This is a genomic window from Streptomyces xiamenensis, assembly GCF_000993785.3.
In the GTDB taxonomy this organism is placed as follows: domain Bacteria; phylum Actinomycetota; class Actinomycetes; order Streptomycetales; family Streptomycetaceae; genus Streptomyces; species Streptomyces xiamenensis.
This window is the reverse complement of sequence record NZ_CP009922.3, coordinates 113,817-136,793: the sequence shown is the minus strand read 5'-3', so window position 1 is coordinate 136,793 and position 22,977 is coordinate 113,817. Positions and strand designations below refer to the sequence as shown.

General features: G+C 72.4%; 22 protein-coding genes. 9 read left to right on the top strand and 13 right to left on the bottom strand.

Features of this window, described 5'->3' with window-relative positions; translation table 11 throughout:
• Positions 1 to 16: 16 nt before the first annotated feature.
• Complete coding sequence (locus SXIM_RS00585; protein ID WP_046722623.1) at positions 17 to 1,615, bottom strand: phytoene desaturase family protein; 1,599 nt, start codon at positions 1,613 to 1,615, stop codon at positions 17 to 19.
• Between the two features lie 122 nt (positions 1,616 to 1,737).
• Here SXIM_RS00585 and SXIM_RS00580 point away from each other — a divergent pair, with 122 nt between their 5' ends.
• From SXIM_RS00580 to SXIM_RS00570, 3 genes are all read left to right on the top strand, one after another.
• Positions 1,738 to 3,585, top strand: coding sequence for a DUF2264 domain-containing protein (locus SXIM_RS00580; RefSeq protein ID WP_046722621.1), 1,848 nt, complete (start codon positions 1,738 to 1,740; stop codon positions 3,583 to 3,585).
• A gap of 94 nt (positions 3,586 to 3,679) precedes the next feature.
• Complete coding sequence (locus SXIM_RS00575; RefSeq protein ID WP_030738543.1) at positions 3,680 to 5,512, top strand: ABC transporter ATP-binding protein; 1,833 nt, start codon at positions 3,680 to 3,682, stop codon at positions 5,510 to 5,512.
• A 114-nt stretch (positions 5,513 to 5,626) separates the two neighbouring features.
• Positions 5,627 to 6,487 carry an alpha/beta hydrolase gene (locus SXIM_RS00570; protein WP_046722620.1) on the top strand — a complete coding sequence of 287 codons (861 nt, stop codon included), beginning with the start codon at positions 5,627 to 5,629 and terminating at the stop codon, positions 6,485 to 6,487.
• Here SXIM_RS00570 and SXIM_RS00565 read toward each other — a convergent pair.
• Positions 6,484 to 7,116, bottom strand: coding sequence for a TetR/AcrR family transcriptional regulator (locus SXIM_RS00565; protein ID WP_030738549.1), 633 nt, complete (start codon positions 7,114 to 7,116; stop codon positions 6,484 to 6,486). The genes SXIM_RS00570 and SXIM_RS00565 overlap by 4 nt on opposite strands.
• Before the next feature lie 38 nt (positions 7,117 to 7,154).
• Positions 7,155 to 7,556: an NUDIX hydrolase gene (locus SXIM_RS00560; protein WP_030738552.1), complete on the bottom strand. Its 402-nt coding sequence runs from the start codon at positions 7,554 to 7,556 to the stop codon at positions 7,155 to 7,157.
• A 96-nt stretch (positions 7,557 to 7,652) separates the two neighbouring features.
• On the opposite strand from SXIM_RS00560, the gene SXIM_RS00555 reads away from it, so the two are divergent.
• Positions 7,653 to 8,339 (top strand): NERD domain-containing protein, encoded by a 687-nt coding sequence (locus tag SXIM_RS00555; RefSeq protein WP_053116053.1) that lies wholly within the window; start codon positions 7,653 to 7,655, stop codon positions 8,337 to 8,339.
• 21 nt (positions 8,340 to 8,360) lie between these two features.
• On the opposite strand, the gene SXIM_RS00550 is transcribed toward SXIM_RS00555, so the two are convergent.
• Together SXIM_RS00550 and SXIM_RS00545 are read right to left on the bottom strand one after the other, a co-directional pair.
• Entirely contained in the window at positions 8,361 to 8,789 is a 429-nt protein-coding gene (locus SXIM_RS00550; protein ID WP_046722618.1) for a PPOX class F420-dependent oxidoreductase, read from the bottom strand.
• A 14-nt stretch (positions 8,790 to 8,803) separates the two neighbouring features.
• Positions 8,804 to 9,883 (bottom strand): DUF2332 domain-containing protein, encoded by a 1,080-nt coding sequence (locus tag SXIM_RS00545; RefSeq protein ID WP_046722616.1) that lies wholly within the window; start codon positions 9,881 to 9,883, stop codon positions 8,804 to 8,806.
• A gap of 203 nt (positions 9,884 to 10,086) precedes the next feature.
• Between SXIM_RS00545 and SXIM_RS00540 the strand changes: the two genes are divergently transcribed.
• Both SXIM_RS00540 and SXIM_RS00535 read left to right on the top strand, forming a co-directional pair.
• Complete coding sequence (locus SXIM_RS00540) at positions 10,087 to 10,758, top strand: ThuA domain-containing protein (protein ID WP_046722614.1); 672 nt, start codon at positions 10,087 to 10,089, stop codon at positions 10,756 to 10,758.
• Between the two features lie 56 nt (positions 10,759 to 10,814).
• A complete protein-coding gene (locus SXIM_RS00535) occupies positions 10,815 to 11,807 on the top strand; it encodes an aldo/keto reductase (protein ID WP_030738566.1) in 993 nt (330 codons plus the stop codon).
• Positions 11,808 to 11,931: 124 nt separating this feature from the next.
• Here the strand turns inward: SXIM_RS00535 and SXIM_RS00530 are convergent, their stop codons facing one another.
• Genes SXIM_RS00530 through rhaI form a run of 7 tightly spaced genes read right to left on the bottom strand, consistent with a single transcriptional unit; the run spans position 11,932 to position 20,151 of the window.
• On the bottom strand, positions 11,932 to 12,498 hold the full coding sequence (locus SXIM_RS00530) for a TIGR03086 family metal-binding protein (RefSeq protein ID WP_030738569.1): 567 nt from the start codon (positions 12,496 to 12,498) through the stop codon (positions 11,932 to 11,934).
• A 42-nt stretch (positions 12,499 to 12,540) separates the two neighbouring features.
• Complete coding sequence (locus SXIM_RS00525) at positions 12,541 to 13,176, bottom strand: LutC/YkgG family protein (RefSeq protein ID WP_046722612.1); 636 nt, start codon at positions 13,174 to 13,176, stop codon at positions 12,541 to 12,543.
• Entirely contained in the window at positions 13,173 to 14,630 is a 1,458-nt protein-coding gene (locus SXIM_RS00520) for a lactate utilization protein B (protein WP_046725353.1), read from the bottom strand. Before SXIM_RS00520 ends, SXIM_RS00525 begins: the two co-directional genes overlap by 4 nt.
• 26 nt (positions 14,631 to 14,656) lie before the next feature.
• Entirely contained in the window at positions 14,657 to 15,412 is a 756-nt protein-coding gene (locus SXIM_RS00515; RefSeq protein WP_030738577.1) for a (Fe-S)-binding protein, read from the bottom strand.
• Positions 15,412 to 16,920, bottom strand: a complete 1,509-nt coding sequence (locus tag SXIM_RS00510; RefSeq protein ID WP_078846795.1) for a rhamnulokinase — start codon at positions 16,918 to 16,920, stop codon at positions 15,412 to 15,414. The genes SXIM_RS00515 and SXIM_RS00510 overlap by 1 nt, the downstream gene beginning before the upstream one ends.
• Before the next feature lie 25 nt (positions 16,921 to 16,945).
• Positions 16,946 to 18,985, bottom strand: a complete 2,040-nt coding sequence (locus SXIM_RS00505) for a bifunctional rhamnulose-1-phosphate aldolase/short-chain dehydrogenase (protein ID WP_046725351.1) — start codon at positions 18,983 to 18,985, stop codon at positions 16,946 to 16,948.
• Between the two features lie 5 nt (positions 18,986 to 18,990).
• Positions 18,991 to 20,151 carry an L-rhamnose isomerase gene (gene rhaI, locus SXIM_RS00500; protein ID WP_030738586.1) on the bottom strand — a complete coding sequence of 387 codons (1,161 nt, stop codon included), beginning with the start codon at positions 20,149 to 20,151 and terminating at the stop codon, positions 18,991 to 18,993.
• Between the two features lie 159 nt (positions 20,152 to 20,310).
• Here rhaI and SXIM_RS00495 point away from each other — a divergent pair, with 159 nt between their 5' ends.
• The 3 genes from SXIM_RS00495 to SXIM_RS00485 all read left to right on the top strand — a co-directional run bounded on the left by SXIM_RS00495 (position 20,311) and on the right by SXIM_RS00485 (position 22,226).
• The gene (locus tag SXIM_RS00495) at positions 20,311 to 20,631 is read left to right on the top strand and encodes an L-rhamnose mutarotase (RefSeq protein WP_030738589.1); all 321 of its coding nucleotides are present in this window, start codon (positions 20,311 to 20,313) and stop codon (positions 20,629 to 20,631) included.
• 56 nt (positions 20,632 to 20,687) lie between these two features.
• Complete coding sequence (locus SXIM_RS00490) at positions 20,688 to 21,710, top strand: LacI family DNA-binding transcriptional regulator (protein WP_030738592.1); 1,023 nt, start codon at positions 20,688 to 20,690, stop codon at positions 21,708 to 21,710.
• Positions 21,711 to 21,803: 93 nt separating this feature from the next.
• A complete protein-coding gene (locus tag SXIM_RS00485) occupies positions 21,804 to 22,226 on the top strand; it encodes a secondary thiamine-phosphate synthase enzyme YjbQ (RefSeq protein ID WP_030738597.1) in 423 nt (140 codons plus the stop codon).
• 310 nt (positions 22,227 to 22,536) lie between these two features.
• Here SXIM_RS00485 and SXIM_RS00480 read toward each other — a convergent pair whose 3' ends face one another.
• The gene (locus tag SXIM_RS00480) at positions 22,537 to 22,956 is read right to left on the bottom strand and encodes a DUF3592 domain-containing protein (protein WP_030738600.1); all 420 of its coding nucleotides are present in this window, start codon (positions 22,954 to 22,956) and stop codon (positions 22,537 to 22,539) included.
• Positions 22,957 to 22,977 lie beyond the last annotated feature (21 nt).

The window sequence follows — 22,977 nt, the reverse complement described above, 5'->3', positions numbered from 1 at the left end:
GCCACCTGCCCCCCGCCTACCGGCCCAGCGCCGCCATCGCCGCGTTGTGCCCCGGGATCCCGCTCACCCCGCCGCCCCTGGCGGCGCCGGAACCGCACACCAGGACTCGTTCGTGCCCGGTCCCCACACCCCAACGGTCCGCCGGCCCCCGCGCACCGTCCGCCCCCTCCCGGAAGGGGAAGTCCAGATCCCCGTGGAAGATGTTTCCGCCCGGCAGCCACAGGTCGCGCTCCAGGTCCAGCGGCGTCTTCACCTCCAGACAGGGCCGGCCCTCCCCGTCCACCGCCAGACAGTCCGCGATCGGCTCCGCCAACTGCTCGTCCAGCTGCGCCAGCGCCGCCGCCAGCAGCCGGTCCCGTACCTCCGCCTCGCTCTGCCCGCCCCCGGCGAACAGCCGCGCCGGGGTGTGCAGTCCGAACAGGGTCAGGGTCTGGTACCCGGCCCCGGCCAGCTCGGGGGAGAGGATCGAGGGATCGGACAGCGAGTGGCAGTACAGCTCACTCGGCGGTGCCGCCGGCCCCGTCCCGGCCACCGCCTCCCGGTAGGCCGTCTCCAACTGGGCGTATCCCTCCGCCACGTGGAACGTCCCGGCGAAGGCGTCCCGCGGGTCGACCGAGGCGTCCCGCAGCCGGGGCAGCCGGCGCAGCAGCATGTTCACCTTCAGCTGCGCGCCCTCCACGGGCTCGGAGGGCTGCCCCGCGGCCTCCCCCAGCAGCCGTGCCAGCACCTGCGGAGACGCGTTGACCAGCACCCGCTCCGCTCCCACCGCGCCGTCGCGCCCCTCCCCGTCGGCGAAGCGCACCTCCGCGCGCCCGCCGGGACCGCCGTCCGGTGAGATGCCGGTGACCTCGTGCCCGGTCACCAGTTCCGCCCCGGCCCGCCGCGCCGACGCCGCCAGCGCGTCGGTGACCGCTCCCATACCGCCCACCGGAACGTCCCAGTCGCCGGTGGAGCCACCGATCACGTGGTACAGGAAGCAACGGTTCTGCCGCAGCGACGGGTCGTGGGCCGAGGCGAAGGTGCCGATCAGACCGTCCGTGAGCACGACCCCGCGCACCAGGTCGTCCGCGAACCGCTCCTCGATCGTCTCGCCCAGCGGCCGCTCGAACACCGCCTCCCAGGCCGCCTCGTCGCCCACCCGCTCCCGCAGTTCGGCTCGGGTGGGCAGCGGTTCGGTGAGGGAGGGGAAGACCCGCGCGGCCAGGCGCCGGGTCATCGCGTAGAAGTCCTGCCACGCCTCGAACTCCCGGTCCGAGCCGGTCAGCCGGGCGAACGCCTCACGGGTGCGCTCGGTGCCGCCCCCGACCAGCAGCCCGGTGGCGCGCCCCTGGCGGACCACCGGCGTGTACGAGGAGAACTCACGCTTGGCCGGGGTCAGCCGCAGCCCCAGGTCCCGCACGATGTGGTCCGGCAGCAGGCTCACCAGGTAGGCGTACCGCGACAGCCGGGCGGCCACGCCCGGGAAGGCGGTGGCGGAGACCGCCGCGCCCCCGGTGTGCGCCAGGCGCTCCAGCAGCAGTACGCGTCGCCCGGCGCGGGCGAGGTAGGCGGCGGCGACCAGACCGTTGTGGCCACCGCCGACGATCACGGCGTCATACGAGGAGTGGGCAGGCATGGGGTCTGACTAGCATGTCCGCCGCTTTCCGGCCAGTGTCCCGGCCGGGGTCTGGAAAGCGTTTGCTGTCCTGGCATAGGGTGCCCGGCGGACCGGCCCCCGAGCGATCAGGCGGCACACGCATGGCCAACCACCCCTTCACCCTTCCGGACGAGGACCGGGCGCTGAGCCCGCACACCGGCTGGACCCGTGCCCACTGGGAGGCGGTCGCAGACGGCCTGCTGAACGCGGTCACCCCGTACGCCACCGGGGGAGGGGCGCTCTACCACCTGCCCGGCGGCCCGCCCAGCGGTTCCGGGCCGCGCTCGGACGGACTGGAGGGGTACGCGCGGACCTTCCTGCTGGCGGCCTTCCGGGTGGCCGGTTCGGGGGGTGATGACCCGCACGGCTTCCTGGAGCGGTATGCCACCGGCCTGGCCGCCGGCACCCGCGCGCCCGGCGGGGACGGCCCGGAGGACTGGCCGCTGATCACCGACCGCAGCCAGCCGCTGGTGGAGGCCGCCTCCATCGCGTTCGCACTGCGCCTGACCCGGCGCTGGCTGTGGGACGAACTGCCCGCCGGGGTACGGGAACGGGCCGCCCGCTGGCTGTCGGACGCGCTCACCGCCGAGGCATGGGAGTGCAACTGGGAGCTGTTCCCGGTCACCGTGGGCGGTTTCCTCGCCGAGGCCGGCATCGAGACGGCGGCCGCCGAGGCCGCCGTCGCCCGCGGCCTGGACCGCATCGAGCCCTGGTACCGGGGCGACGGCTGGTACAGCGACGGCCCGCTGCGGCACTTCGACTACTACAACGGCTGGGCCATGCATCTCTATCCGGTGCTGCACGCCTGGCAGTCGGGCGACGCCGCCCTCCTCGCCCGGTACGGCGGCCGGCTCGCCTCCCACCTCGCCGACTACGCACGGCTGTTCGGCGGTGACGGGGCCCCCGTGCACCAGGGCCGCTCCCTCACCTACCGGATGGCCACCACCTCCCCGCTGTGGCTGGGGGCACTGACCGGCCACACCCCGCTGGCACCCGGTACGACCCGCCGGCTGGCCTCCGGTGCGCTGCGCTACTTCCTGGACCGGGGTGCGGTCAGCCCCCAGGGGCTGCTGTCGCTCGGCTGGCACGGGCCCTACCGGGGGGTGCTCCAGCGCTACTCCGGGCCGGCCTCGCCGTACTGGGCGAGCAAGGCGTTCGCCGGGCTGCTGCTGCCCACCGGCCACCCGGTGTGGACGGCGACCGAGGAGCAGGGCCCTGCCGAGCGGTCCGACGCCGTCACCCCGCTGCCGGTGCCGGGTTGGCTGCTGCAGTCCACCGTCTCGGACGGGGTGGTGCGGCTGCACAATCACGGCAGCGAGGACGCCCGGTACGACCCGTACTACACCCGGCTCGGCTACTCCACGGTGACGGGCCCCACGCAGGGTGGCACCGGACCGGCCGCCGACAACCACTTCGGCCCGCTCGTCGGTGGCGAACCCGCCCCCCGTACCGCGATCGAACCGCTGGGCGCGGGTGAGGGCTGGGCGGCCTCGGCCCACGAGGCGGGCGGGTACCGGGTGATCTCCGTGGTGCTGGCCCACGGCGCCACCGAGGCCCGTATTCATCTGATGATCGACAGTGAGCCGGGAGTGGCGGTCCGCCACACCGGCTGGGCAGTGGGGGAGGGGCTGCGCTCCGAGCTGCACCCGGTGCATGGTTACACCCTCGAACCCCCGTTGTCCGCACTCCCCACTGCCTTCACCCCGGAGGCCCGGCTCCCCGTCCTCACCGGACACACCGGTACGGCGCCCGAGGACCGGCTCTTCATCGCCCTCGCCCGGCTGACCGGCGACGACGCGCCCCCACCGCTGTCCGCACAGGCCGGGGTACGGGTGACCACCCCCACCGATCCCGACGTCCCGGGGCCCGTCCACGAGATCACGGTGGAGTGGACGGAGGGCCCACGGCGTCTGGTACGGATCACCCCGCACGCCGTGCGCGTCGGCTGAACCGGAGGCATCCGCCGGGCGTCACCCCGCCCGGCGGTGCCGCCGCGCCGTAGGCTTGAGGGCTGTCCCCCCATGACACCCTCCGAAGGAGCACATGCCGCACGACACCGTACTGCGAACCGGCGATCCGGTCGGCGATCCGGCCGCCCCGCAGTCACCCGCTCAGATCCGCCGCATCCTCACTCTCTTCCGTCCCTACCGGGCGCGCCTGGCCGTCGTCGCCCTGCTCGTCGGCGCCTCCTCCCTGGTGGCCGTCGCCTCCCCGTTCCTGCTCCGCGAGATCATCGACACCGCGCTGCCCCAGCAGCGCACCACGCTGCTCGCCCTGCTCGCCCTGGGCATGATCGTCACCGCCGTGATGAGCAGCGTCTTCGGCGTGCTCCAGACGCTCATCTCCACCACCGTGGGCCAGCGCGTCATGCACGATCTGCGCACCCAGGTCTACGCCAAGCTCCAGCAGATGCCGCTGGCCTTCTTCACCCGGACCCGCACCGGCGAGGTGCAGTCCCGCATCGCCAACGACATCGGCGGCATGCAGGCCACCGTCACCTCCACCGCGACCTCCCTGGTCTCCAACGTCACCGCCGTTGTCGCCACCCTCGTGGCCATGCTCGCCCTCGACTGGCGCCTGACCCTGCTCTCCCTGGCCCTGCTGCCCTTCTTCGTCTGGCTCGCCCGCCGGGTCGGCCGCGAGCGCAAACGCATCACCGCGCAGCGGCAGAAGCAGATGGCCACCATGGCCGCGATGGTCACCGAGTCCCTGTCGGTCAGCGGCATCCTGCTGGGCCGCACCATGGGCCGTTCCGCCGGTCTGACCCGAAACTTCTCCGAGGAGTCGACCCGGCTGGCCGACCTGGAGATCCGCGCCTCGATGGCCGGCCGCTGGCGGATGGCCACCATCGGCATGATCATGGCGGCGATCCCCGCCCTGCTCTACTGGTCGGCCGGCGTGCTGCTGCAACTCGGCGGCACCCCGCCCTCCATCGGCACCCTGGTGGCCTTCGTCAGCCTCCAGCAAGGGCTGCTGCGCCCGGCTGTCTCCCTGCTGTCCACCGGCGTCGACATCCAGGCCTCGCTCGCCCTCTTCCAGCGGATCTTCGAGTACCTCGATCTCCCCGTGGACATCACCGAGCGCCCCGGCGCGCTGGAGCTGCGGCACGCCAAGGGCGAGATCCGGCTGGAGGGGGTGTCCTTCGGGTACGAGCCCACCGCCCCGCCCACGCTCAGTGGTATCGACCTGACGGTCCCGGCCGGCGCCTCGCTCGCGGTCGTCGGTGCCACCGGGTCCGGCAAGAGCACTCTGAGCTATCTGCTGCCCCGCCTGTACGACGTCACCTCGGGCGCGGTGCGGCTGGACGGCATCGATGTCCGGGAGCTGGACTTCGCCTCCCTGGCCCGCGCGATCGGCGTGGTCTCCCAGGAGACCTACCTCTTCCACGCCTCGGTGGCCGACAATCTGCGCTTCGCCAAGCCGGACGCCACCGACGCGGAACTCGAGACCGCCGCCCGCACGGCCCGCATCCACGACCACATCGCGGCCCTCCCGCAGGGCTACGACACCGTGGTCGGCGAGCGCGGCTACCGGTTCTCCGGCGGCGAGAAGCAGCGTCTGGCCCTGGCCAGGACCATCCTGCGCGACCCTCCGGTGCTGGTGCTCGACGAGGCCACCAGTGCGCTGGACACCAAGACGGAACGCGAGGTCCAGCGGGCCATCGACGCCCTGTCGGCCGGCCGGACCACCATCACCATCGCCCACCGGCTGTCCACCATTCGCGATGCCGACGAGATCGTCGTGCTGGACGGCGGCCGGATCGCGGAGCGCGGCACCCATGCCCAACTACTGGCTCTGCAGGGCCACTACGCCGAACTGGTGCGCCGCGACGGGGCCGCAGTCGGGGACCGGGAGGCCCTCGACCTGACCCCCTGACGGGTGCGGGCCCGGCCCGGGGAGGCCGGGCTGCGGCGGTGTCGCCGCTCCAGAAAACTGTGCGAACGATCGTGCTAATATCTCGCAATCGACCGTCCCACGAGGGGATTCAGCATGGCTCTGACCGCCGACCTGACCCGTACCGCCCTGCGCCTCACCTCCCGGATAGCCCCCTCCCTGGCCGTGAGCGCCGCCCTGCCCTCCTTCCGCCGGCCCCACACCTCCGCCCGGCCACGCCCGGACGAAGAAGCGCTGATGCGCGCCGCACGCCGCGAAACCGTCAGCGTGGACGGCCGGGACGTGGTCGTCTTCCGCTGGGGCAACGGGGAGCGTCCGGTCCTCTTCCTGCACGGCTGGATGTTCCGCACCTCCCGCTTCGTGCCGCTCGTCCGCGCGCTGACCGAGCGCGGGTACAGCCCCGTCGGCTTCGACGCCCCGGGACACGGCGAGTCCTCGGACGGCGAGACCACGATCCTGCAGTACGGCGACATGGCGCGCCGCCTCGCACCGGACGACGGCCACTACGAGGCGGTCGTCGGCCACTCCCTCGGCGGGCTCGCCGCCTTCTGGGCGCTCCGCGAAGAGGTCACCGCCACCCGGCTGATCACCCTCGCCCCCATACCCGACCTCACCCACCTCGTCGATTCCTTCTGCGCCGGCGCGGGCCTCACCGGGCGGGCCAAGGACGTGCTGCGCACCCACGTCGAGGAGGACATCTTCGCCGGCGTACCCAACGTCTGGGAGCGCTTCTCGGCCACCTACCGGCCCGCCCGGCTCACCCTGCCGATCCTCGTCGTCCACGACGAGGACGACGACGTGATCCCGGTCGCCCACGCCCGCCGCATCGCCGACACCTACGGCAGCCAGGCCGACCTGCTCATCACGCGGGGCCTGGGCCACCGGCGGATCCTCGCCGACCCCCAGGTCATCGAGGGCGTACTGGACTTCGTCTCGGCGACCGACCCGGTCCACTAGACCCCGGCCCCGGTCACGGCCGCCGCCCGCAGCCGCCCGCGGACGGCGGCCGCCGCCCGTTCGTACCCCGTCTCGTCCCCGAGCAGCGCGGATGTCGTGTTCGCCATGTCCAGCAGCGCCACCAGCTCGAAGCCCAGCTGCGCCGCGTCGGTGTCCGCCCGCAGCTCACCGGCGGCCCGTGCCGCCGTCAGCGCGTCCGTGATCAGCTGGTCCCACTCCTGACGGGCCAGGGCCACCGCATCGCGCACCGCGCCTTCCCTGGCCGCGAACTCGGTGGCCACGGCGAGGAAGAAACACCCACCGGGGAACACCCGGCCCCGCGAGTACTCCAGATAGCCGTCGCACAGCCGCAGCACCCGCGCCACCCCCTCGGGCATCTCCAGCACCGGCTGCACGATGGCCTTCACGAAGACCGACCTCGCCGCCCGCACCGTCGCCAGCTGCAGCTCCTCCTTGGACCCGAAGAGCGCGAACACCCCGCTCTTGCTCAGCCCCAGCTCGCCGGCGATCCGCCCGATCGAAAGCCCTCCCAGGCCCTCCACGGAGGCGACCTCCATGGTCCTGCGCAGCACCAGGCGGCGCGTGGCGTTCCCGCGCTCCACCCGCCCGTCGCTGTGCACCGCTTCCACCACCGCTCACCCTCCTCCACGAACCGCCATGGTAAAGCTCAGCGCAGCCGTCCGGCCGCGGCGAGATCCTCGAAGACCGCGTGATCCACCGGCGCCGTGCGCTCCTTCTCCGCCAGCGAGAGCCAGGCCATCTCCTCGATCTCGCTGCTGGCGCTCAGCGTCCCGTGGAAGTCCGCCGTGTAACAGGCCATCCGCACCATCGTCCCGGCCGGATAGCCGTCCGCCTGCGCCTCGTACGTCCCCACATGGGCCACCGTCTCGGGCACCAGTGCCACCGTCAGCTCCTCGCGCACCTCCCGCAGCAGCGTCTCGTGGTCGCTTTCCGAGCCGTCCCGCTTGCCGCCGGGGATGTAGAACAGCCGCTTGCCCCGCGAACGCACCCCCAGAATCCGCCCCCGGTCCAGATGCACCCATGCCACGGTGTCGATCAGCCCCGCCACGATCCCGCACTCTCCTTCGCCGGTACCCGTCCCCGGCGGGATGCCTGTTCGCCGCCGGACCGTGACGATGGTGTCATGGACCCGAGGGGGTGACGGATGGAGCCCGGTCAGGAACCGAACCCGGCCCGGCGCCGCGACAGCGGCCCGCTGTGGCTGCATCCCGACGACGATCTGGCCCCCAACCGGCCTGGCGAGACGCTGTACGGGCTCCTCGACCGCCGTCCCGCGCACCCCGCCCGCCGGCTGGCCCGCGCCCTGCTCGGCCGGGACGGCGAGGCCGTGGCGCTGCGGCGGCGGCTCGCCGGGGAACAGTCGGCCGGGGCCGCCCTCGACCGGCTCACCGGCGCCGGCTGGCAGGTGCTGCACTCCATCCCGCTGCCCGGCGCCGCCACCCTGCCCCACCTGGCGATCGGCCCGGCCGGGGTCTTCGGCTGCCACACCGTGGGCCACCGCGGACGCCCGCTGCGCATCGGGGACCCGGACGAGGACCTGGTGCGGGTCGGAGCCCGGCGGACCGAGCCCCATCTGCGGCACTGCCGACGCGGCGCGGCCCGTGCCGCGCACGCCCTGACCCGGGGCTGTGGCTTCCCGGTACCGGTGGTCCCGGTGCTGATCTGCGTGGCGGCCGGGCGGATCGGGTACGGCACGGTGCCCTCCGACGTGCGGATCCTGCGGGAGGGTGACCTCGACCGGCTCACCCTGTACGGGGCCGTCCTCACTCCGGACCGGGTCAGCGCCATCCACGGGGTGGCCCGTGACCGCCGCACCTGGCGCGAGGTGTGAACACGCCGGCGCGTACGCCGCCTACTCCGCCAGATCGGCGACGGCGGACACATGCTCCACCCGCAGCCGCACCAGCAGTTCCCCCGGTACGCCGTTGCGCTCGCCGTACTCCTTCGCCCGGTCGGCCCCCATGTACCGCTCCGCGATCCGGGTGGCCCATTCCCGCAGCTGCCCCGGTTCCTCGCTGAGGCTCACCCGCCCGCGCACCACGGCGAAGCTGAACGGGGGGCGCTCGTCGTCGACACACAGCGCCGCCCGGCCCTCCCGGGCCAGGTTGCGGCCCTTGACGGTGCCCTTGCCGGTGTTGAAGACGATGTCGTCGCCGTCCACCAGGAACCACACCGGCGCCACGTGCGGGCCGCCGTCCTCGCTCACCGTCGACAGCTTCCCGGTCCTGGTTCCCGCGCTGAGGAAGGTCCGCCACTCGTCCGCAGTCATCAGATGTCCCATGGGCCCATCGTGCGTCAGTCCTGACCCGGGGACCACGCGGGCAGACCGTGCGGCGCGGCGAACGCCAGGAATTCTTCAGGCGCCCGGCCCAGCCGCGCCGAGAGCGCGAACCGCTGCAGCTCACCCACCGTGCGCGGCTCGAACGACAGATGCACGAACCCCGCGTCCACCGTGGACGCCGCGGCCAGCCGCTCCAGTTCCCGCTCCACCAGGGCCCATTCGGCGTCCGGCACGTACTGGCGCATCACCGAGTGCCAGACCACGGTCATGGTGCCGGGCTCCAGTCGCACGCCGGACAGGAACTCCGCGGCGCCCGCCGCGCCCACCGTGGCGGGTACCTTGGCGGCGATGCGCAGGGCCCCGTCCAGCCGGCGCACCCGTGCTGCCTGGTCCGGCCACACGTAGGCGCGCAGGGCGAGCGCCCCGTCGGGGGACAGCGGATCGATCGGGGTCAGGTCGCAGCCCCTGCGCTCGACGATGCGCAGCGCCTGATGCCGCCGCACCCCCTCGGTCAGCCAGCCGGGCGCCTCGCCCTTCCACACCGGGTCCAGTTTCACGGCCGAGTCGGGGTTGCCCCAGGAGAAGTCCGGGGCCTGGTAGCGGAACTGCTCGGCCCGCAGATTCAGTCCCGCGCTGGAGCCCAGCTCGAACAGCCGGATCGGCAGCGCGGCGGTGGGAACGGCGTACAGCAGCCCGGCCAGCAGCAGGACCGCCCTTCCCACCTCGTTGGTCTGCGGTGGCCGTCCGAGCCACTCGCGCACCCAGCCGGGCTCCGCCGCCACGGTGGCCAGGAAGGCGGACCAGCCGGCATCCGGACGCCCGGGATCGAAGACCCCGCCCGCGCTGGGATAGTGCTCGGCCAGCTCCGGCGCCCGCCCGGTGAGCACCAGGGCGTGCACCGCGCCCATCAGCCGCAGCGGCAGCGCGTCGGTCTCGCTGAGGTCGCCGTACCCGTCGAGCACGTCCGCGCACGGGCCGCCCTCCCGGATGTCCCGGGCCACCCGTTCCAGCAGAGCCCCGTACAGCGGGGAGCCCAACCGGGCGCAGGCGATGGCCTGCTTGCTGAAGACGAGGGCAACCTGATCACGGGGCATCCGTACTCCTCACTCGGGAATGCCCAAGATCATGGGGCCCTGAAGGCGGTCAACGGAAGACACTTGGGCGGGTTGTTATCTGATTTCCCACGATCCGGCGGATCTGAAGCGCGGAGGTACGGCGCACACCCCCCAGCCGGAGAAAGCGCCCCCCGGCGCCCGGCACCGCCCGTGCGGCGAAGCGCCTTCTAGCATAGGGATCCATGACCTCCGAGCATCTCGTCGTGTTCACCCGCACCGCCGGATTCCGCCACGATTCCATCCCCGCGGGCGTCGGCGCCCTGCGCGCGCTGGGCGCCGAGCGAGGCCTCACCGTCGTGGCAACCGAGGACCCGGACACGCTCGCCGCCGCGCTGCCCGGCGCCGCCGCGGCCGTCTTCCTGTCCACCACCGGTGCCGTTCTCACCCCGCCGGCCCGGGACGCCCTGCGCGCCCACCAGGAGGCGGGTGGCGGCTTCCTCGGTGTGCACTCCGCCTCGGGCACCGAGTACGACTGGCCGTGGTACGGCGATCTGGTCGGCGCCCGCTTCGACGGTCACCCCGCGCTCCAGCCGGGCGTGGTCCAGGTGGAGGACCACGACCACCCCGCCACAGCTCATCTGCCGGCGCGCTGGACCTTCACGGACGAGTGGTACCACTTCACCGCCAGCCCGCGCGGCCGGGTCCGCGTCCTGGCGTCCGCCGACGAATCCACCTACACCGGCGGCCGGATGGGCGCCGATCACCCGCTGGTGTGGTGCCACGAGAACACCGGTGGGCGCTCCTTCTACACCTCTCTCGGCCACACCGCCGAGGCGTACGGGGACGAGGCGTTCCGGGCCCATCTGCGCGGCGCACTGGACTGGGTCACCGAGCTCTCGGAAAAAGATCGATGATCTGATCGATTCTGTGCCAGGATGAAAGAAAACGTTTAACCTCGCGAGGAGACCCGGTGCCCTACGCCGCAGCCGCCGACCGCTACGACACCATGCAGTACCGCCGCTCCGGCCACAGCGGCGTGCTGCTGCCCGCCGTGTCCCTGGGGCTGTGGCACAACTTCGGTGACACCAGCCCGCTGGAGACGCAGCGGGCCGTGCTGCGCCGCGCCTTCGACCGCGGCATCACCCACTTCGACCTCGCCAACAACTACGGCCCGCCCCCCGGTTCGGCCGAGATCAACTTCGGCACCCTGTTCGCCCAGGACTTCCGCCCCTACCGCGACGAACTGTTCATCGCCTCCAAGGCCGGCTACCACATGTGGCCCGGCCCGTACGGCGAATGGGGCTCGCGCAAGTCCATGATCGCCAGCCTCGACCAGTCCCTCACCCGCATGGGCCTGGACTACGTCGACGTCTTCTACTCCCACCGCTACGACCCCGACACCCCGCTCGAGGAGACCCTCGGCGCCCTCGACCACGCGGTCCGCTCCGGCAAGGCCCTGTACGCCGGCATCTCCAACTACCCCGCCGAGCAGCACCGCCGCGCCGTGCAGATCCTGCGCGAACTCGGCACCCCGCTGCTCATCCACCAGTCCCCGTACAACATGCTGCACCGGGCCCTGGAAGACGGCGTCCTGGACGCCATCGGTGAGACCGGAACCAGCCTCATCGCCTTCTCCCCGCTCGCCCAGGGCCTGCTCACCGACCGCTACCTGTCCGGCGAGGTGCCGCAGGACTCCCGGATGGCCGTGGGGCACTTCCTCAAGCGTGACGCCCTCCCGGCCGAGCGGCTCACCCTGCTGCGGTCCCTCAACGAGGTCGCCGAAGGACGCGGCCAGACCCTGGCCCAGCTGGCGCTCTCGTGGGTCCTGCGCGACCCCCGGGTGGTCTCGGTGCTGATCGGCGCCAGCAGCGTCGCCCAGCTCGACCAGAACCTCGCCGCCCTGGAGGCCGGTCCGCTCACCGAGGACGAACTGGCCCGTATCGACACCCTGCTGGCCGGCTGACCCACCGCACCCGGAGCCCCGCCCCCACGACGACGGGGGGCGGGGCACTCTCCGGACGCCCAGTCCGGCTCGATCAGCTCGATCACCCGCAGCCCGGCGGCCGTCGCGAGCGCCCACCCGCCGATCAGGCCGGGTCACGTCCCAGCAGCGCCACCAGCCGCTCCTGCACCGGGGCGTCCGGCGCCACCTCCACCGGCGGGTCGAAGATCCCGAACCCCTGCCAGCCGCCGATCTGCGGCTCCACATACGTGAACACCATCTCCGCCACCTCCTCGTCCAGCCGGTCATCGGTGTCCGTGCCGCGCGCCAGGTCCCAGGCGTGCACCGTCAGATCCAGCGTCATCTGCCGCGCGTAGTCCTCCGCCGGGGTCAGCCCGCCACTGGTGTGCACCGGGGCATCCAGCGCCCCCGGCCCGGTGAACGCCGTCCGGGCCTCGCGCGCCGCCCGCTCCCAGACCGCCACCGGGTCATCGCCCAGCACGTCCCCGTCGTAGCGGTCGCCCACCTCGGTCAGCGTCTCCCCGCGCAGCAGATGCGGCGCCCACAACTGCTCCCCGGTCACATGGTTGACCAGATCCCGCACCGACCACTGCGCGCACGGCGTGGGCGCGTCCCACTGCCCGGCGCCGACCAGCCGCACCCGGCGGTCGAACCCCGCCAGGGCCCGCTCATAGGCTTCCGTCAGCCGCATGGGGTACCTCTTTCTCGCGTGTGTGTGATACCCCCGCAAACGTCACCCCCGGACCAGCACCACCTCGAGCGTGCGCGGCCCGTGTACGCCCTCGACCCGGTCGAGTTCGATGTCACTGGTGGCCGAAGGACCCGATATCCACGTCAGCGGCCGGCCCGGTACCAGCCGTGGCAGTGCCTGCCCGACCGAATCCACCACCTGCTCCGGCGCGCGCACCACCACCACGTGATGGTCCGGCACCAGGGTGATCCGACGCCGCCCCTGGGCGGGCCCGCCGTCCAGCACGATCGTCCCGGTCTCCGCGATGGCCACCGCGCAGCCCGTCACCACACTGTCCACCGCGTCCAGTTCGGCGGCGGTCAGCTCCGCGGTGTCCGGCACCTGCCGCACCCCGTCCACCGCCGTCCACGCGGCCGGCAGCCCCTGCGGCACCACCACCGACCGCGCCCCGCGCGCCGTCAGCAGCCCGCCGATCAGCGCCGGCAGCCCGGCCTCGTCCGTGTGGTGCACCAGCGCCCGGTAGTCCGCCAGATGCTCCGCCAGCATGCCCACCGGGTCGGCCGGGGAGTGGCTGGCCAGATAGTCCCGCACCACCGGCACCTGATCCGGCGTCTCCTCGCGCGGCACATCCGCCAGCGCCCGCCGCACCCGCGCCAGAACCATCTCCCGCGCGCTCATTCCCCGCCCGCCTCTCGCGTCCGCCGCTGCCACCAGTCACGGAACGGCTCGGCCGGCACCGCCGGCACATCCCGGCTCGCCGTCCACGCCCGACCCGGCCCCAGCAGCCGCCGCCGCGGCACCAGCCGCCGCGCCCGTCCCGCCAGCCGCTGACCGGCCCGCAGCGCCCCCGGACGGTCCAGCGCCCAGGTCGCCGCCCGCAGCGCCGCCCGCTCCGCCGCATGCCCCTTCGCCGGACGGATCCGGGTCCGGGTGCCCCGCACCGTCACCGGCCCGCCCTGCACCACCCGTTCCCGCAGATGCACCAGCACCTCCGGGATGTCGATGGCCACCGGGCACACCTCGTAGCAGGCCCCGCACAGCGAAGAGGCGTACGGCAGCGACGCGTCCAGCTCACTGGCCGTCCCGCGCAGCTGCGGCGTGAGAATCGCCCCGATCGGCCCCGGGTACGGCGACCCGTACGCGTGCCCCCCGGCCCGCTCGTACACCGGGCACACATTCAGACAGGCCGAACAGCGGATGCAGCGCAGCGCCTGCCGGCCCACCTCGTCGGCCAGCGTGTCGGTGCGGCCGTTGTCCAGCAGCACCAGATGGAAGACCCGCGGCCCGTCGCCGTCCGTCGTCCCCGTCCACATCGAGGTGTACGGATTCATCCGCTCCGCCGTCGAGGAGCGCGGCAACGTCTGCAGGAACACCTCCAGGTCCTGCCAGGACGGAATCACCTTCTCGATCCCCACCACCGAGATCAGCGTCTCCGGCAGCGTCAGGCACATCCGGCCGTTTCCCTCGGACTCCACCACCACCAGCGTGCCGGTCTCGGCGACCATGAAGTTCGCCCCGGAGATACCGACCCTGGCGCGCAGGAACTTCTCCCGCAGATGCAGCCGCGCCGCCTCCGCCAGCTCCGCCGGGGAATCCGTGAGCCCTTCGGGCGCCGCCCGCCCCCAGCGCGCCATCTTCTCCGTGAAGATGTCCCGGATCTCGCCGCGGTTGCGGTGGATGGCCGGCACCAGGATGTGCGAGGGCAGATCGTCGCCCAACTGCACGATCAGCTCGGCCAGATCCGTCTCGTTGGCGCGGATGCCGGCCGCCTCCAGCGCCTCGTTGAGACCGATCTCCTGGGTGGCCATCGACTTGACCTTGATGACCTCCCGCTCCCCGGTCTCCCGCACCAGATCGGTGACGATCCGGTTGGCCTCCGCCGCGTCCGCCGCCCAGTGCACGATCCCGCCGGCCGCCGTGACCGACGCCTCCAACTGCTCCAGATAGTGGTCCAGATGACGCAGCGTGCGGTCCTTGATCGCCGCCCCGGCCGCACGCAGCCGGTCCCAGTCCGGCAACTCGGCGACCGCCGCCGCCCGCTTGTCGCGGATGGTGTGCGTGGCGTGCCGCAGATTCCCCCGCAGCGTCGTGTCGCCCACCGCGTCCTTCGCCGCCCGGGGGAACGGCGGCATGCCCAGATACGTACCCGTACCACCGCTCACCGGAACGGCACCTCCTCGGTGTTCGCCAGAATCTCCGCGATGTGCACCGGCCGCACCCGCGAACCCAGCCGGGACAGCGTGCCCCCGATGTGCATCTGACACGAGTTGTCCACCGTGCACACCGCCGAAGCACCCGTCGTCTCGATGTTGCGGGCCTTGTCCGCGCCCATCGCCGCCGACACCGCCGCGTTCTTCACCGCGAACGTGCCGCCGAAGCCACAGCACTCCTGCGCCCCGGGCAGCTCCACCAGCTCCAGCCCCCGCACCGCCGACAGCAGCCGGCGCGGCCGCTCACCCAGCCCCAGCATCCGCAGCCCATGACAGGTGGGGTGGTACGTCACCCGGTGCGGGTAGTACGCCCCCACATCCGTCACCCCCAGCACATCCACCAGGAACTCCGTCAGCTCCAGCGTCCTGGGCACCACCGAGGCCGCCAGCTCGGCCAGCTCCCCGCCCCGCCCCTCCGCCGCCGCCTTGCGGCCGATGCGCGGGTAGTTGTCCCGCACCATCGCCGCACACGAACCCGAGGGCGCCACGATGTAGTCGTACCCCTCGAACGCCTTGGCGTAGCGGCGCACCAGCGGCTCGCTCTCGTACCGGTAGCCCGTGTTGAACTGCGGCTGCCCGCAGCAGCTCTGCTCGGAGGGGAAGTCCACGCTCACCCCCAGCCGCTCCAGCAGGGTGACCACCGCCCGCCCCGTCTGCGGATACAGGGTGTCGTTCACACAGGTGACGAACAGCGCGACCCGCATCACCGCCCCACCTCCCGGCCGCCGGAGATCCGGGCCGCCGCCCGGTCCCACGCGCCCGCGTCACCCATGGGCTCATGGTGCCGCAGCGGCGCCGTGGCGCGCAGCAAGCCCCGCAACTCGGCGAGTCCACCACCGAGCACCCCCGCCGCCCTGGCCTGCACCAGCACATTGCCCAGCGCCGCCGCCTCCGCGGGACCCGCCACCACCGGCAACCCGCAGGCGTCCGCCGTCAGCTGGCACAGCAACTCGTTCCTGGCTCCGCCGCCCACCACATGCACCGTTTCCACACTCCGCCCCGACAGCCGCTGCGCCTCACGCACCGTCACCCGGTGGGCCAGCGCCAGCGAATCCAGCACACAGCGTACGGTTTCGGCCGCGTCCCTCGGCTCGGGCTGACCCGTACGCGCACAGGCCCGCGCGATCCGCCCCGGCATGTCCCCGGGCGCGATGAACTCCGGATCACCCGCGTCCACCACCGAACGCAGCGGCTCGGCCCGGGCGGCGTCGCGCAGCAGCGGCTCCAGCTCGTACGGCGTGCCTGAGCGCTCCCACTCCCGCAGACACTCCTGGAGCAGCCACAGCCCCATGATGTTGCGCAGATAGCGCACCGTGCCGTCCACGCCCAGCTCATTGGTGAAGTTCGCCCGCCGGCTCTCCTGCGACAGCACCGGCGCGTCCAGTTCCAGGCCGGCCAGCGACCAGGTACCGGTGGCGATGTACGCGAACCGTTTCCCGGACGCCGGCACCCCGACCACCGCCGAGGCGGTGTCGTGCGAGGCCACCGCCCACACCGGCACCGGGCCCGCCAGGCCCGTCTCCGCCAGCACCTCCGGCGTCAGCTCCCCGGCCGGATCACCGGGCAGCCGCAGCGGCGGGAAGAGCCCCTGATCGATGTCCAGCGCCTCGGCCACCACCGGCGACCAGGACCGGGTCCGGGGATCGATCAGCTGCGTGGTGGAGGCGTTGGTCAGCTCGGTCCCGGCCCGGCCCGTCAGCCAGTAGGCCATCAGATCCGGTATCAGCAGCAGCCGGTGCGCCGCCGCCAACTGCGCCGAACCCCGCGCCGCCACCAACTGGTACACGGTGTTGAACGGCAGTTCCTGCAGGCCGGTGGCCGCGTACAGCTCACGCGGCGGCAGCACACCGGCCACCTGGGCCGCCACCCCGTCGGTCCGGCCGTCCCGGTAGTGCACCGGATTGCCCAGCAGCGCGCCCGAGGCGTCCAGCAGCCCGTAGTCGACCGCCCAGGAGTCGATGCCGACCCCGGCCAGCGGGCCGCCGGCCTCCCGGCCGGCCGCCCGCAGCCCGGTCAGCAACCCGTCCCACAGCGCCAGGACATCCCAGTGCAAGGTGCCCAGGACCCGTACGGGACGGTTCGCGAACCGGTGGGCCTCGCGCAGCGACAGCTCACCGCCGCCGGCCCGCGCGAGCATCACCCGGCCGCTGGAGGCACCGAGATCCACCGCGGCGAAATCCCGCGCGGCGCCGGTGGGGGAAGAGGCGGACACAACTCTCCTCGGGGGTTGTCGGGACTCAGCGCAGGAACGCCGCGGCCACCCCGGCGTCGACCGGGATGTGCAGACCGGTGGTGTGGGTGAGATCCCCGCCCGTGAGCGCGAAGACCGCCGCCGCCACGTGCTCCGGCAGCACCTCCCGCTTGAGCAGGGTCCGCTGGGCGTAGAACGCGCCCAGGTTCTCCTCGTCCACGCCGTACACGGCGGCCCGCTTGGCGCCCCAGCCACCGGCGAAGATGCCGGAACCGCGCACCACACCGTCGGGGTTGACGCCGTTGACCCGGATGCCGTGCTCGCCCAGTTCGGCGGCCAGCAGCCGCACCTGGTGCGCCTGGTCGGCCTTGGTCGCGCCGTAGGCGATGTTGTTGGGTCCCGCGAACACCCCGTTCTTCGACGAGATGTAGACGATGTCACCGCCCATGCCCTGCGCGATCATGATCCGCGCCGCCTCCCGGGAGGCCAGGAACGAGCCGCGCGCCATGATGTCGTGCTGCAGGTCCCAGTCGGCCGCCGTGGTCTCCAGCAGCGGCTTGGAGATGGAGATCCCGGCGTTGTTGACCACCAGGTCCACCCCGCCGAACGCCAGCGCCGCCGCCTCGAAGGCCGCCGCGATCTGCTCCTCGGACGTCACATCGACGGCCACCGCGACAGCCCGGTCCGCACCGCCCAGCTCCTGCGCCACCGCACGCGCCGCCGCCTCGTCCCGGTCGGCGACCACCACGCACGCGCCCTCGGCCGCCAGCCGCAGCGCCGTCGCCCGGCCGATGCCGCTGCCCCCACCGGTCACCAGCGCGACGCGGGTCGCCAGCGGAGCCGGCGGCGGCATCCGCCGCAGCTTGGCCTCCTCCAGTTCCCAGTACTCGATGCGGAACTTCTCCGACTCCTCGATGGGGGAGTAGCGGGAGACCGCCTCGGCCCCGCGCATCACGGCGATCGCGTTCACATAGAACTCGCCCGCCACCCGCGCGGTCTGCTTGTCCTTGCCGAAGGAGAACATCCCCACCCCCGGCACCAGCACGACGGCAGGATCCGCGCCCCGCATCGCGGGCGAACCCGGCTCGGCGTGCCGCTCGTAGTACGCCCGGTACTCCTCCCGGTACGCCGCGTGCAGCTCCTTCAGCCGTGCCACCGCCTGCTCCAGCGGGGCATCCGCCGGCAGGTCGAGCACCAGCGGCGCGACCTTGGTGCGCAGGAAGTGGTCGGGACAGGACGTGCCCAGCGCCGCGAGCCGCGGGTGCTCGGCACGGGCCAGGAAGTCCAGTACCGGCTCGGAGTCCGTGAAGTGACCCACCTGCGGCCTGTCGGTGGAGGCGAGCCCGCGGATCACCGGCGCCAGCGCGGCCGCCCTGGCCCGGCGCTCGTCCCGCGGCAGCGCCCCGTACCTGGGCAGCTCGGCCCCGAACGGCTCCGCCGCGCCGCGCTCGGCCAGGAACGCCTCGGCGGTCCGGATGATGTGCAGCGAGTTGCGCTCGCACTCCTCACTGGTGGCGCCCCAGGCGGTGATCCCGTGCCCGCCCAGGACGCAGCCGATCGCCTCGGGGTGCGCCCGCCGTACCGCCGCGATGTCCAGACCCAGCTGGAAACCGGGCCGCCGCCACGGCACCCACACCACCTTGTCGCCGAAGCACTCCTTGGTCAGCGCCTCACCGTCGGCCGCGCACGCCAGCGCGATCCCCGAGTCGGGGTGCAGGTGGTCGACGTGTGCCGCCTCCACCAGACCGTGCATGGCGGTGTCGATGGAGGGGGCCGCCCCGCCCCGGCCGTGCAGGCAGTAGTCGAAGGCCGCCACCATCTCGTCCTCCCGGTCCACACCGGGATACACGTCCTTCAGAGCCCGCAGCCGGTCCAGGCGCAGCGCCGCCAGACCTCCCTCGGCCAGGGTGCCCAGATCGCCGCCCGAGCCCTTGACCCACATCAGTTCCACGTCGCCGCCGGTGACCGGGTCACTCGCGGTGCCCTTGGCGGAGGTGTTGCCACCCGCGTAGTTGGTGTTGCGCGGATCGGCGCCCAGCCGGTGCGAACGCTCCAGCAACTGCGCCACGATGTCCGAGTGCGTCATGCTGATCAGGCCCCCCATCCGGCCTGCTGACCGCCCTGGCGGTCGGCGACGATGCGCTCGGCCCAGCCCGAGCGGGCGTAGGCCCCCATCGGGTCCGGGTCGAGTCCCTGTTCCTGGCGCAGTTCGGCCAGCAGCGGCCGGACGTCGGTGTTGTAGGCGTCCATCAGCACGGCGTTGGCGCCCAGCACATCACCGGAGGTCTGCGCCGCCGCGAGGGCCGCCGCGTCCACCAGCAGTGCCTTGGCGGTCGCCTCCTGGACGTTCATCACCGAGCGGATGATCGCGGGGATCTTCGCCTCGATGTTGTGGCACTGGTCGAGCATGAAGGCCACGTCGCTGGTGAAGCCGCCGCCCCGCACCACCTCGTACATGATCCGGAAGAGCTGGAAGGGGTCGGCCGCCCCCACCATCAGGTCGTCGTCGGCGTAGAAGCGGGAGTTGAAGTCGAAGCCGCCCAGCTTCCCCTCGCGCAGCAGCAGCGCGACGATGAACTCGATGTTGGTGCCCGGGGCGTGGTGCCCGGTGTCCACCACCACCTGTGCCTTCGGGCCCAGCTTCAGGCAATGCGCGTACGCGGTACCCCAGTCCGGGACATCGGTGGTGTAGAAGGCGGGCTCGAAGAACTTGTACTCCAGCAGCATCCGCTGGTCGTCCCCGAGCCGCTCGTACACCGCGGCCAGCGCCTCGGCGAGCCGGTCCTGGCGCAGCCGGATGTCGTCCTGCCCCGGGTAGTTGGTGCCGTCGGAGAACCACAGCTTCAGATCCCGCGAGCCGGTGGCGTCCATGATGTCGACACAGGCCAGGAGGTGGTCCAGGGCCTTGCGGCGCACGGCGGCGTCGGGGTGGGTGACACTGCCGAGCTTGTAGTCGTCGTCCTGGAAGACGTTGGAGTTGATGGCGCCGAGCCGCAGCCCGAGATCGCCCGCGTACGCGGCGAGGCCGGCGTAGTCGTCGACCGTGTCCCAGGGGATGTGCAGCGCCACGGTGGGCGCCACACCGGTGAACCGGTGCACCTGGGCGGCGTCGTCCAGCTTCTCCCGCGGGGTGCGCGGCACTCCCTGCTGCGCGAACACCTTGAAGCGGGTGCCGGAGTTTCCGTAAGCCCACGACGGGGTCTCGATGGACTGCGTGGTCAGGGCCGCCTTGACGGCGGATGGAGCGGTCATGCGATCAGGGCTCCCGGGCAGCTGTGAATCGTTTCATAGAGACGCTATGAGGCGCCTCGATCGCTGTCAAGGGAACGGCAGGCCATGATCTTGACGCCGGCGGAGCGGATGACTAGCTTGCCGAGGGCCAATATGAAACCTTTCAGGAGGGTCGGGTCCATGCCACGAGTGTGCTTTCTGCTGAAGGTGCGCGCGGACCGCACCGAGGAGTACCGCGAACGGCACGCCGACGTGTGGCCCGAGATGAAGCAGGCGCTGTCCGAGTCCGGCTGGCACAACTACTCCCTGTTCCTGCGCGAGGACGGGCTGCTGGTCGGCTACCTGGAGACGGACGACTTCGCGGCGGCCCAGCGCGCCATGGCCGCCACCGAGGTCAACGCCCGCTGGCAGGCGGCCATGGGGGAGTACTTCGAAGCGCTGGACGGCGCCCGGCCCGACGAGGCGATGCGCCCGCTCACCGAGGTCTTCCACCTCCCCTGAGCACATACCATGGCCCGGCGGCAGGGAGCGGCGGAGCGAAGAACGGGGCAGGTCGGATGGCACAGACGGTGGGCATCAAAGAGGTCGCCCGGCACGCGGGGGTGTCGGTCGGCACCGTCTCGAACGTGATCAACCGCCCCCACATGGTCGCCGAGGAGACCCGCGAGCGGGTGCTCGGCGCGATCGGCGAGCTGGGCTACGTCCGCAGCGAGTCCGCCCGCCAGCTGCGGGCCGGCCGCAGCCGCATCATCTCGCTGCTCGTGCTGGACATGGCGAACCCGTTCTTCGTGGACGTCGCCTCCGGCGCCGAGCGCGTCGCACGCGGCGCATCGCTGGGCGTGATGCTGTGCAACAGCGCCCAGAGCGTCACCGAGGAGGCCGACTACCTCTCCCTCTTCGCCGAACAGCGGGTGCGCGGCGTCCTCGTCACCCCGGCCGATCTGACCGGCCGCAACCTCACCGAGTTCCGCCGGCACCGCATTCCCTTCGTTCTGGTGGACCGCGTGCTGCCCAGCGCCGAGGGCTGCTCGGTCTCCGTCGACGACGTCCTGGGCGGCCGGCTGGCGGCCCAGCACCTGCTCGACCAGGGGCACGCGTCGATCGCCTATGTGAGTGGGCCGATGTCGCTCCAGCAGTGCCGGGACCGCCGGGACGGCGCCCTGGCCGCGCTGACCGACGCCGGCCTCGACGCGTCGGCGCTGCACGTGCTGGAGGCCGACCGCCTCGATGTCCCCGAGGGTCGCGACGCCGGCGCCCGGCTGCTGGGCATGGACCCCCGGCCCTCGGCCGTCTTCTGCGCCAACGACCTGCTGGCCCTGGGCGTGCTCCAGGCCCTGTTCGCCGAGGGCGTGCGGGTGCCCGAGGACATCGCCCTGGTCGGCTACGACGACATCGAGTTCGCCGCGGCCGCCGCCGTGCCGCTCACCTCGGTACGCCAGCCCGCCGTCCGGATGGGCCGCCAGGCCGCGGAACTCCTGCTGGAGGAGACCGGCGACGAGGCCGACCGTCACCGGCACCAGAGCATCGTTCTGGAGCCCGAACTCATCGTCCGCGACTCCACCCTGGCGCCCCGTCACTGAGAGCCCGCCCCCGCGCCCGGCGTACGCCCCCGGTACTCCGAGCGCTTCACCCGCCTGTCCCGCGCGGGGCGCGCAGGCTCTAGCGTGTGGATCATGAGCGACTACTTCCACACGAGCGTGCTCCAGCTGACCACCGGATCCGCCGAGGCGGTGATCGACCTGACCCACCGCTGCCACAAATTCCTCGCCGATGTCGCACCGGGCTCGGACGGACTCCTCAACATCTTCGTCCCGCACGCCACCGCCGGCGTCGCCATCCTGGAAACCGGCGCCGGCAGCGACGAGGACCTGCTGGCCGCCCTCAACGACCTGCTCCCGGCCGACGACCGCTGGCGCCACCGCCACGGCTCCCGCGGCCACGGCCGCGACCACGTGCTGCCCGCCCTGGTCCCGCCGCACGCCACCCTCCCGGTCATGGCGGGCCGCCTGCAACTGGGCACCTGGCAGTCGGTCTGCCTGGTGGACACCAACAAGGACAACCTCCACCGCCAGGTGCGCCTGACCTTCCTGGGCTGACCTCGATCATTCGGGGTGTTACCGCTGATTCTCCGTACTCTGCGGGTGGAAACGGAGACATAGCATCGCGTCCCTGTGGCAGGTGTGGAGCTTGCTTGCTCGGAATCCGGCGACTTTCCCGAACGAAGGCGGTAATTTCTTCACCCGAGCGTCAGCCGGAGGACATCGTCGCTGGGTGTCGCAAGGTCGACCGTGATATCGGACCAGCCCGTGGAACAGGTTGCTGTCTCAAGCCACGGTCGGATACCGGATGCGCCGAGACCAACCTGTTGTCGGACACGACGGAGCCTTGCGTGCTGTCGGCGCGGCTTCAGAGCACCCTGCTCATCAGCAGCGCGCAGATGGCGACCAGGGAGACTCCCAGCACGATGTCGGTGTAGGCGCGTCCACGGACTCCGTGGCCGTCGATGGCAAGTCTGCTCGGGTCGTCCGGGGAGTGGAACACGGTGACTTGGGTGTTCGCGCGGACTCGGACGGCGCGCTTCTTGCTGCCGATTCCCTGCTCAACGGTTCGGCCGTCCGGGGTGGTGAAGCTGAGCAGGGGGTTGATCACCCAGTTGCCGTAGCTGCGGGAGTGCGATGCCGTGACGCCAGGGACGGGGCCGACCACTCGGGCCTCGGTGCGGATGCCGCAGCGGCGCAGTTCGTTGTCGGTCATCAGGAAGTACACACCGCTCCCGGCCCAGACAATGCCGGTAACGATCGGGACCAGGAAGACCAGCAGATCCATGGGGATCCTTTCCGGGGTGAC